Origin of the sequence: Paraconexibacter sp., assembly GCF_041602235.1 — a bacterium.
Classification (GTDB): domain Bacteria; phylum Actinomycetota; class Thermoleophilia; order Solirubrobacterales; family Solirubrobacteraceae; genus Paraconexibacter.
Genome location: NZ_JBFIGP010000132.1, coordinates 1 through 9,876, shown reverse-complemented (window position 1 = coordinate 9,876; position 9,876 = coordinate 1). Strand labels below are relative to the sequence as shown.

7 protein-coding genes are annotated in these 9,876 nt (G+C 73.5%); 5 read left to right on the top strand and 2 right to left on the bottom strand.

What is annotated here, in order from left to right:
- The 3 genes from ABYE80_RS11795 to ABYE80_RS11785 form a co-directional block, all read left to right on the top strand.
- Positions 1 to 475: glycosyltransferase (locus tag ABYE80_RS11795; RefSeq protein ID WP_372790477.1), on the top strand; the 475-nt coding region annotated here is incomplete at its 5' end.
- Positions 476 to 553: 78 nt separating this feature from the next.
- The gene (locus tag ABYE80_RS11790) at positions 554 to 742 is read left to right on the top strand and encodes a hypothetical protein (RefSeq protein ID WP_372790476.1); all 189 of its coding nucleotides are present in this window, start codon (positions 554 to 556) and stop codon (positions 740 to 742) included.
- Positions 739 to 915 (top strand): hypothetical protein, encoded by a 177-nt coding sequence (locus ABYE80_RS11785; protein ID WP_372790475.1) that lies wholly within the window; start codon positions 739 to 741, stop codon positions 913 to 915. The genes ABYE80_RS11790 and ABYE80_RS11785 overlap by 4 nt, the downstream gene beginning before the upstream one ends.
- A gap of 20 nt (positions 916 to 935) precedes the next feature.
- Here ABYE80_RS11785 and ABYE80_RS11780 read toward each other — a convergent pair whose 3' ends face one another.
- A complete protein-coding gene (locus ABYE80_RS11780; RefSeq protein ID WP_372790474.1) occupies positions 936 to 4,748 on the bottom strand; it encodes a hypothetical protein in 3,813 nt (1,270 codons plus the stop codon).
- Positions 4,749 to 5,103: 355 nt separating this feature from the next.
- Here ABYE80_RS11780 and ABYE80_RS11775 point away from each other — a divergent pair, with 355 nt between their 5' ends.
- On the top strand, positions 5,104 to 6,384 hold the full coding sequence (locus tag ABYE80_RS11775) for a hypothetical protein (RefSeq protein ID WP_372790473.1): 1,281 nt from the start codon (positions 5,104 to 5,106) through the stop codon (positions 6,382 to 6,384).
- A 32-nt stretch (positions 6,385 to 6,416) separates the two neighbouring features.
- Complete coding sequence (locus ABYE80_RS11770) at positions 6,417 to 8,540, top strand: hypothetical protein (protein WP_372790472.1); 2,124 nt, start codon at positions 6,417 to 6,419, stop codon at positions 8,538 to 8,540.
- 25 nt (positions 8,541 to 8,565) lie between these two features.
- Here the strand turns inward: ABYE80_RS11770 and ABYE80_RS11765 are convergent.
- A partial coding sequence (locus ABYE80_RS11765; protein WP_372790471.1) for a DUF2142 domain-containing protein occupies positions 8,566 to 9,876 on the bottom strand: 1,311 nt, incomplete at its 5' end.

Sequence of the window (9,876 nt, the reverse complement as noted above, 5' to 3'; positions counted from 1 at the left end):
GCCGCGCCGGGCGGTCCCCCTCGGCGTGCTCGCGCTGGAGGAGCTGCACCGCCGCCGGCCCGATGTCGAGATCGCCTGCTTCGGCGAGGCGCGGCCGCTCGACGTCCCGTTCCCCACCCGCAACCTCGGGGTCCTCGACCCCGCGGCCCTGGCGCACGCGTACAACAGCGCGACCGTGGGCCTGGTGCTCTCGCTCACCAACCCGTCGCTGGTGCCGACCGAGATGCTCGCCTGCGGCCTGCCGGTCGTGGACCTGTCCGTCCCGTCGATGCGCGCGACGTTCGGCGACGAGGGCCCGATCTCGCTGGCCGCCGTCGATCCCATCGCCATCTGCGAGCACATCGAGGTCCTGCTCGACGACCTCATGGCCCGGGCGGACCGGGCCCGCGCGGGCGCGGAGTTCGTCGTCGGTCGGACCTGGCAGCACGCCTCCGCCCAGGTCGCCGACGGACTCCGGGCGGCGTTGCGCGGCTGAGGTCGATCTGCCGGATCCTGACCCCGGCGACACCAGGTCCCGTACCCCTGGTGTCACCAACGGAAAGGAACCGTCGCCGTGTCTGTTCAGCGTCGCGCCATCGGGCTCATCCTGCTCGCGACCTTCGCCTCGTTCGTGCTCTCGGTCTCGCTGTGGTTCAGCGACCACAAGGAGCAGGGCGTCTACGTCGGTCTCTGGGTCCCCTCCATCCTCGCGCTCGGATCGTTCGTCCTGCTCGCGCTCAAGACCGAGCGGTCCCAGCGATGAGCGATACAGGGATCTTCATGATCGGCCTGATCATCACCCTGGTGCTCGGCGGAGCGCTGTGGATGCTGGTCTGGGCTGCCGTCCAGGACGGCAAGGTGCAGGAGGAGTTCGAGCAGGCCAAGGACGCGTCCGCGGAGCCGGAGCAGCTGCTCGGGAACCCTGCGCGCCGTTGAGCGACGCGCAGGGCCGACCGCTACTTCTTCGCGCTCTTCTTCTTCGCGCTCTTCTTCTTGACCGCCTTGGGCGCCTTGCCGGTCCGCTTGCGGGTCTTCGGCTTCGCGACCTTCCCGGTGCCGGCGCGGCCGATGCGGGTCGGGCCGCCGAGGGCCTGGACCCGCGCGCTGACCCCGGAGGTCCGCAGGACACCGGGGACCGACACGCGGCGCGTGCGGGAACCGACGGTGCGCTGCTCCTTGCGACCGTTCAGCGTCACGACGACGCGGTAGCCGCGAGCGCCGGGGACCGGCGTCCACGCGACGCGGGCCGCACGTGAGGCGGTCCGCTTCACCACGACCCGCGGCGCCGCCAGCGGCTGCGTCGAGGCCGTGTAGCGCGCCACGGTCAGGCGTGCCCGGACGAACCCGTTCTGCTCGACGAGGGCGATGATCCGCCGCGTGCCTCCCGGACCGGACGCCCGGCCGACGGGCAGCGAGCCCTTCGTGCGGCGGGTGCTGCCCAGCTCGGCCGACACGGTGCGTCCGACCTCGAGGAACCGGACGGTCTGCCCGGGGATCGGCGTGACGCGGTAGGCCAGCCGGCCCTTGCGCACCTTGGCCGTCACCTTCGGCGCAGGAAGCGATCCCGCCGTCTGGATGCTCAGCACCCGGCTGCCGGCGACGGGCGTGACCGTCCACGTCCCGGCCTTGGGACGGGCGATGGCCACGTAGGTCACGTTGTCCTCGGGCTGGGCGACCGCGAAGAAGCGGTCGTCCTGGACGCTACCGGCGCCGACGGGCGACTCGAGCCGCGCGCCACCGGGCCCGGTCAGGACGAACTGCGGCGGCGTCCCCGCCGGCCCGACCACGCGCAGCGAGTAGCCGCGCTGCCCCTTCGGGATCGTGACGGTCAGCGGCCCGCCCACCTGGGAGGCGGTCGCGCTCACCTTGGCGCGGTAGGCCGCGAAGTCGCACGAGCCACCGAGCCAGTCGAGGTACTTCGCGCCCCACTTGTAGCCGGCCCCGAGCTTCAGGTCCGTCCACAGGAAGCCCCTCAGCGTCGCGCAGCCTGCCACACCCTTGCTGGAGACCAGGCCCTTGCCCGAGGCGGAGTGCTTCCCGGCCCGGAACAGGACGGAGCCCTCGGCGTTGAACCCCTTCGCCGACGCCTCGCCCTCGATGTTCCCCTCGAAGCCGTACTCCTTCTTGGAGTCGAGGTAGTACTTCACCTGGCCGGAGGCCTTGAAGTACCCGTTCCACCAGTACTCGGCGGCGGCACTCGCCAGCGGCACGTTGGCGACGCGCAGGTTGCCGGTGAGCTTCGCGAAGTCCCCGTTGAAGTCGAACGTCCCGTTGACCCCGATGGCCCGTGTGTTCAGCACGGGGATGCGGGGTCCGGCGCCGACGCCGACCGAGCCGAAGACGCGGCTCTTGGACCCCTGCAGCGTCAGGTTCGCGTCGAGGCTGTCGATCGTCGCGAGCCCTCCGAGCGGGATCCCCGCGGCCGACACGCCGATCCGGCGCAGCTGACCGTCGACGATCAGCCAGCGGCCTCCGAGCCCGGTGTCCTGGGACTGGAAGCCGAGGAAGACCCTCGCGTCACCCTCCCAGCTGTTCTTGGGCCCGTCGTAGGCGAGCTTCACCGGAGCGACCCGGATCAGACCGGGGAGGGTGACCTCGTTGGCGTTGACGCCGAGCGCGTCGACGTCGACCCGGCCGTTGATGCCGACCCAGATCCGCCCCGCCCCGCTGATCCCTCCGAAGAACGACGGGAGGCCGAGGTTCATCGCGACGTCCGCGCCCTTGACGCCGCCACGTTCGCTGGCGGTGATGCTGACGTCGCCCTTGACCGGGAAGCCGAAGATGGCGCCGGCGGCGGACGGGACCTGGAACCGCAGCGGCGGGAGCGACCCGATGCCCAACGAGGACAGCGGAATCGTGATGTTCGGCGTCCGCAGGGAGGGGATCTGACCGGCGAGCTTCGCGACGTTCGGCCCGCTGACCTTCGAGAAGTCGGGGAACCCGAGGTCGGGCAGGCGTGGGAGCGAGGCGACGCTGCCGAGCCCGGGCAGCCCGTCGAGCTTGCCGAGGGAGATCGCCTGACCGCTCTGCGGCATGACGAGCCGGGACAGCCCGTTCAGGTTCGGCCGGTACTGGAACGTCCAGTCGAACGCGCCCTCGTAGAGCTTCACCGGACCGAGCTGACGCCCGAACACCGTCGCGCCGAGCTCGACCTTCGCCGAGCCCTTGACGGCGATGCGCAGGTTCAGCGGGTCGAAGATGACCTGGGAGCTGGCCCCGTTGGGGACGATGCGCAGGCCGCCGACCGACGCTGTCGCCGACGTCTTCCAGATCAGGCCCTCGCGCTTGAGGCACTCCGCGGCGATCTGGAGCGGGCCGACCGCGATGCTGCGGGTGCAGCCTTCGGGGACGGGGGTGGGTGCCGGGGTGGGCTGGGGCTGGGGTTGTGGCTGCGGCTGGGGCTGCGGCTGCGGCTGGGGCTGCGGCTGCGGCTGGGGCTGCGGATTCGGCGCCAGCGCCGCCTTGATCCCGGTCAGCTGGAGCTGGCTCTTGCTGGGATCCGCCGGGTCGTCGATGTACGCCATCGACACGTAGCGCCCACCGGGCACGCCGGCCTGCGGCACGAGCGCGACGGCGAAGTAGGTGCTGTCGAGCACGAGCGAGCCGCCGTCCGCGAAGGACGTGTCCAGCGCGCCCGCCTCGGTGTACCGGCGGGTGATCGCGCGATGGTGGTTGCCAGGACTTCCGGGCTCGAAGCGCCCGCCGGTGACCACGATCGCGCCGTCCTGCTGGACGTTGGCGCCGTCCCATCGCCCGTTGGCCCCGCTCAGGAAGTCCGTGACCCGGCCGTCCCCGTCGAAGCCCGCGTCGAGCCCGCCGCTGTCCGTCAGCCGGGCGATGGCGAGGGTCTGGCGGCTGTAGGTCGTCGGGTCCTGGTTGCCGGAGCCGACCGCGTAGGTCTTGTCGCCGATGGTGAAGAGGTCGTTGAAGCTGCCGGCCTGATCGGAGGTGCCCAGGAACGGACGGGCGATCCCGCCGCTGCCGAAGCTGCTGTCCACGGTCCCGTCGCTCGTGAACCGCGCGACGAACGGCGTCGGCTGGGAGCTGGCCCCGCCGAAACTGCGACCCTCGCCGCCCGCGACGTGGATCCGACCGTCGGCCGGGCGGACCACCAGATCGTTCATCTCGAGGTACGTCGCGGCCGCGTCGGGCAGTTCGGCGACGCCGTCGCCGCCCCCGAAGGTCGTGTCGTACGCGCCCGTGTCGGAGCGCAGGGCGTGCACCTTGATGGTCGTGCCGTCTCCCGCGCCGACGAGGACCCGCGTGCCTGCGGGGTTCAGTCGGATGCCGCCGATCTGCGGGCTGACGCCGGCGATCGTCTGCGTGCCGAACGTGGGGTCCAGTGCCCCGCCGGAGGTCAGCTTGTACACGCGGGCGGGCCCGGCGTAGTCCATGACCGCGACGTACACGGCGCCGCCCGCGTCGACCGCCACGCCGGTCACCTCGAGCTGGGCGGGCGTCGGCTGCGCGAAGGTCGCGATGCCGTCGCCGTCGAAGCTGGGGTCGGGGGCGCCGGAGGCCGTGAAGCGGGCGACGGCGACCCCGTAGCCGTTCTCGATCCCTGCGACGACGAAGCGGTCGTCGCTCATCCGCACCGCATCGCCACCCCAGGCGTACCAGCCCCCGTTGAGCGCGAGGTGCGTCTGGCCGTTGGTGCCGAACGAGGTGTCGATCGCGGGACTGGCGGCGTGCGCGAGTCCCGGCAGCAGACAGAGCACGGCGACGGCGCACCCGAGGGCGCGTGCAGCGGTGAGGCGAAGGAACGACATGGAGCTGGACCTCCCAAAGGGGCTACAAGTGTCGCGGCACTGTAGACGAACGACGACGCGGAACACCACTGGCCTAAACGTCCACCCCGCCGGCCCCCCTCGACTCGGCACCGTCACCCGCGCTTCGTGACGACTTCGTTGCGGCGACGAGGTGCACCGGATTACCGCAAGTACGGTGCCGAACGATCGTTATGTACACCCAGAGCCGGCGGCTTCACGCACCGCCGGCTCGGTCCAGCAGCACCAGGGGTAGGTCATGTACGCACAGCACGGATGCCGTGGCGAGCCGGGGTCGAGCGCCCCCTCGCAGCATCGACACGCGCCACGCGCGTTCACCGCAGAAGAGGTAGCCCGGATGGTGGTCGACGCGCGCGGCCGCATCGTCCGCACCGCGCACGGTCATCCGCGCTTCAGCGGTCTGACGCCCGACGACGTCGAGGAGCTGTTCGACGCCACGAGCGAGATCGTCGTCCGGCGCCACCAGGTGTACTCGGACGCCGACCACGTCGGCGCCTCCCTGTGGACGGGCATGGAGCTGCGAGCCCGGGACCTGTTCCGCCGCCGCAGCCGGCGCGGGCCCGACGCGGACCCGACCGCCCTGGACCAGCTCCAGGAGGACCTCGAGGACCACGACGAGCGCATCTCGCAGGAGCAGGAGCTGCTCGTCGTCGCCGACTTCCTGGCCGCACTGGCGCCGGCCGAGGCCGCGGTGTGGAGGCTGGTGCACGGGGACGAGGTCTCGGTGGCCGGCACCGCACGCCGGCTGGGCCTGAGCCGGCACGCCGTGCGGGAGCACCTCGACGCCGCCACCCGCAAGCTCGAGACCTTCGTGGCCCTGGCCCACGCCGGCGAGTGGTGCGGCCGTCGCCGGGCGGACATCGTCCGCATGCTCGAAGGGTCCGACGACCGGGGCACCGCGCGGCGGGCGCTCGCCCATCTCGACGCGTGCCCGGTCTGCAGGCGCGCGCACGCGGCGCAGGTCCGGGAGACCGGCCGGATCGCCGCCGGCGTGCTGCCGGTCCCCGCGCTCCTGGGAACCGCCGGCGCGGGCCGCGGGATGCTGGAGCGCCTCGTGGAGTGGGTGCCGCACCTGGGCGGCGGATCGGGACGCATGGAGGCCATCGGCGGCGCCCTGGTCAGCGGCGGCGGCCTGGCGACGGTGGCGAAGGTCGGCACGGTGGTGGCGACGAGCGCGACCGTGGCGGTCGGCGCCGGGTCGGCGGTCGTCACGGGCGGGGACGGTCACGACCGAGGTGCGCCCGTCGCCGAGCACCGCGCTCGTGCGGCCCGCGCGAGCGCGGCGGCACGGGCCCCGGTCCCGATCAGCGCCCCGGTCCGCTCGGCGCCCGCCACCTCGGCACGGTCGACCGCCTCGCGGCCGGGTACACGCGCCAGCACCGGCGCGCCGGACGCGCGACCGCACCAACGACGTCCACGCGCTCGGGACCGTCGAGTCCGGTCCGGTGAGGGCGTCGACGTCGTCCGCCGCGGCGGCGGCAGCGCCGGCACCGGCCCCGGCCGCCCCCCGTCCGCGGTCTGCCGCCCGCCCCGCGCCCGGGCAGGAGGCGTTCCTGCCGTAGGCCGCCACGAACTTCTCGACAGCCCGACCACCACACGACTCGTCAAGGACAGATGAGTTCACCGTTCACCTCACAGGAGCACCGCACGATGCACGCTTCACCACCGTCCCGGGGCCGCCGCGCCCTCACCGCTCTCACGGCCCTGCTCGCCGGCCTCGCCCTACCCGCCGCTGCCGACGGCGCGACCTACCAGGTACGGGAGTGCCACAGCGGGTCGTCCTACGCGGTCGACGGCATGGTCGGCAGCTACGTCGGAGCCCACGCCTACCACTTCGCGACCTGCGACTCCGCGAGCCGGTTCCTGGGCGGCAGCTTCAACCCCACGATCGAGCACGCACCCGGGGACCTGGGCCAGGTCACCGTCAGCGCCCCCTCGGGCACGACCCTCGCGGCGATCTCCGGCACCCGCGAGGCCGTCGCGGGCCCGGCTCGGGCCTACGGCGCGCCGCTCGCGCGCCTCTTCACCGACCTCGCGGAGCACGAGGTCTTCGCCGCGGTCGCCGGGTACCAGGCGTCCGGCAGCGGTCCGATCGACGTCCCGCTCGGCGGAGCGTCGCTCGTGGGATGGGGCGTGCTGTGCGCGGGGAACGCCGGCTGCCCGGCGGGCGACACGCGCTACGTCCTGCGAGACGTCACGCTCACGCTCAACGACAGCGGGGCGCCGTCGGTGTCGCAGGTGGCCGGGCCGCTGCGCAGCGAGAGCTCGACCGCACGCACGCGCTCGCTCACGTACGCCGCCTCGGACGCCGGGAGCGGCGTGTTCCGCCACCGGCTCATCGTCGACGGGTCCCCGCGCCCGGCCGAGACCGTGGACGCCAACGAGGGCAGCTGCGCGCCGCCCTTCGCGCGCCGTGTCCCCTGCCAGCGCGACGTCACCGGCACCGTCACGCTCGACACCACGGCGCTGACCGACGGGCACCACGACCTGCAGCTCGACGTTCGCGACGCGACCGACGTCAACAAGGCGCTGTACGGCCCGTGGACGATCCTCGTCGACAACCAGCCGCCGACCATCGCCGCCCCGACCCTGACCGGCGTCGCCCGCGAGGCCGACACGCTGACCTGCGCGGCGGAGGTGCAGGGTCAGTCGCCGACGGTCACGTTCCAGTGGCTGCGCTCCGCTCCCGACGGCAGCGGCGCCCTCGCCATCCCGGGCGCGACGAACGCCGCCTACACGGCCGGTTCCGCCGACGTCGGCCGCAAGCTCATCTGCCGGGTCACGGCTCGGGACGGCGGCGGGTCGGCCTCACGCGACAGCCTCATCACGCAGGAGCCGTTCGACAACGGGAGGACCGTCGCCGAGTACTGCGACGGCCGGCCCAGCGGCCCGCGCGACGAGTGCGGGGACCTGGACCGGGACGGGACCCCCAACCGCGTGGACGGCGACATCGACGGCGACGGCGTCCCGAACGCATCGGACCCGGACCCCTACGACGCGGCGAAGCCCGGTCCTGGCGCCACGACCGACGGAGGGACCGCCGCGGGTCCCGCGACGCCGTCGGGGACGAGCGGCGGCGCGTCGACCACACCGGGCGGCACGTCGCCCTCCGGCCCGGCCACGGCCACGGCGGCGACCGCCCCACCGCTCGGGAGCTCCGGCACCGTGCGGTTCCTCCTGGGCAGGCACACCGCGACGTTCGTCGGTCGCCGTGCCCGCTGGGCGCGCTCCGGGTTCGCCCTCGCCGGCCGGCTGACGGACGCCGGCGGGAGACCGCTCTCCGGGCTGCGCCTGTCGGTGTCCCAGTCGGTCGGCGGCCGTAACCGGCGCCTGGGCGAGACCACCACCAGCGCGGACGGGTCGTGGTCGTTCCGCGTGCCGCGCGGCCCCAGCAGGACGATCACGGTCAGCGCCGGGGACGGCCTCGACGCGGCCAGGATGACCGTGCGGCAGACGGTGCGCGCGCACGTCACCCTGCGCTCGGTCACCAAGCGGATCCGGCGTGGGGGCGCAGCGGTCTTCCGCGGCCAGCTCCGTGGCGGGTACGTCAACGCCCGGGAGAAGCTGGTCGAGTTCCAGGTCCACTACCGCGGCGCGTGGCGCACGATCGCCAACCTCAAGGTGAACCGGGCGGGCCGGTTCACGGTCCGCTACCGCTTCGGGACCGCGTCCTACGGCCGGTACGCCTTCCGCGCGCGGACGCTGCCCACCGACGGCTACCCGTTCGCCGTCGGCACCAGCTCCGCCAGGACCGCTCGGGTGAAGGTGGGGTAGCGGCAGACCGTCGCGGCCTGCGCCCTCACCCCTGGTACCGCGCCAGCGTCAGCAGGACCCCGGAGAGGTCGTGCACCATGAACAGGCCGACGGTGGCGGCGGCCAGCAGCGGGGCGAAGCGGCGCCCCGCTGCGGCGCAGGCCGCGACCACGCCCAGGGCGTAGACGCCGATCACCGGGAACACGTACCGCACCTGCTCGAACACCAGGCCGGTGGAGTTGCGGTAGCCGTACCCCTCGTGCCCGATCACGACGAGGAGCGACACCGTGAACGCGGCCAGCGCGGCGAGCTGCAGCCCGTGCGCTCGAACGCGGTCGCGGAACCGCACGACCGTGACCACGGCGAGCACCAGTCCGACGCGCACGAGCGTGCGTGCCGTGTCGATCATCCAGTCCGGCGCCGCGTAGTCCAGCCAGCCGTAGCGACCGGTGAAGCCCTTGAGCCACGTCTCGGTGAGCGGGCCGAAGCCGAACTGGTCGAGCTGGCCGGGCACGCGCGGCAGGTAGAGCTGCCAGATGTAGGACAGCTCCTCCCGGAGGTTGCCGGACTTCTGCTGATCGACCGGCAGGACGCTCGTCGCCGTGCCGAGGGCGCGCACCGGCAGGCCCTGCAACGCCGACCACACCACGTAGAGCAGCGGGAGCACGACCGCGCCGGCGACCAGCGGCGCCGCGGCCCTGGCGGTGCCGCGCAGGGCGGCCAGCGTCCCGTCGGCCCCACCGTCCTGCGGCCGGTCCCGGGAGCGCCACGCGAGCACCGCGAGGACCACGGCCCCCGGCGGCACGAACGCGAGGAACGCGAGCTTCGTGACGATGCCTGCGCCGAACAGCCCTCCGATCACCAGCGCGCTGCGGGTCGTCAGCCCCACGCGGAACGCCCGCACGACCGCCAGCAGCACGGCGGTCGAGATCACCATGAGGAGCGGGTCCGGGGTGACCCCGGCAGAGATGAACCCGACCACCGGGTTGAGGGCGACCGCGCAACCTGCGACGAGTGCCGCCCACGTGCGACCCGGCAGGAACTCCAGGGCCAGGAGCGCCACCAGCGCCGCGGCCGCGGCCATCCACAGCGCCCCCAGCAGGCGCACGGCGGTCATCCGCGTCGGCAGCGACGCCCAGGAGGTGAGCTTGTACGGGATCGCCGCGAGCACGTAGTAGAGCGCCGGCTGACCCGAGGCCGTGGACGGCCCGCCCCCGTCGTCGCGCGGGGCCTCGTCGGCGGCCGTCTCGATCGCATCGTCGGCCGCGGCGTCCGCGGCCGCGCTGAGCGGCGGCTTCTCGAGGACGCGTCCGATGATCGCGGTCGTCCGCAGCGCGTCCATCACCCGTGCCTGCTC